Here is a 631-nt window from a genome sequence, read left to right as displayed (position 1 = left end):
GCCCGCCGCGCGCGTCGAGGCGGCGTGGGCCGAGGCCGAGTCGATCCGCGCCGACGACGCCGCCACCTGCGACGCGATCGGCCGCCACGGCGTGCGCCTGATCCGCGAGATCGCCGCCCGCCGCCCCGGCCCGGTGCGCCTGATGACGCACTGCAACGCCGGCTGGCTGGCCACCTGCGGCGCCGGCACCGCGCTCGCGCCGGTGTATGCGGCGCAGGCCGAAGGCATCGCGGTCGAGGTCGTGGTGAGCGAGACGCGGCCGCGCAACCAGGGCCTGCTCACCGCCTGGGAGCTGCGCGCCGCCGGCGTCCCGCACCTGCTCATCGCCGACAACGCCGCCGGCCTGCTGCTGATGCGCCACGAGGTCGACCTCGTAATCACCGGCGCCGACCGCATCGCCGCCAACGGCGACACCGCCAACAAGGTCGGCACCTACCTCAAGGCGCTTGCCGCCCGCGTCGCCGAGGTGCCCTTCCACATCGCCGCGCCGCACTCCACGCTCGACTTCGCCTGCGCCGACGGCGCCGCCATTCCGATCGAGGACCGCGGCGCCGACGAGGTCCTGCACGTGCGCGGCGAGGCCGCGGACGGCGCCACCGCCGAGCTCGCGCTCGCCCCCGCGGGCACGCGC

Annotated in this window: 1 pseudogene; it reads left to right on the top strand. The window is 77.0% G+C overall.

Annotated elements, in window-relative coordinates:
- Positions 1-631, top strand: a pseudogene (locus tag C667_RS23710) (S-methyl-5-thioribose-1-phosphate isomerase); the annotation flags it as partial.

The organism is Thauera phenylacetica B4P (assembly GCF_000310225.1).
Classification (GTDB): domain Bacteria; phylum Pseudomonadota; class Gammaproteobacteria; order Burkholderiales; family Rhodocyclaceae; genus Thauera; species Thauera phenylacetica.
The sequence above is the reverse complement of the archived record's forward strand: the minus strand, read 5'-3'. Positions and strand labels throughout refer to the sequence as shown.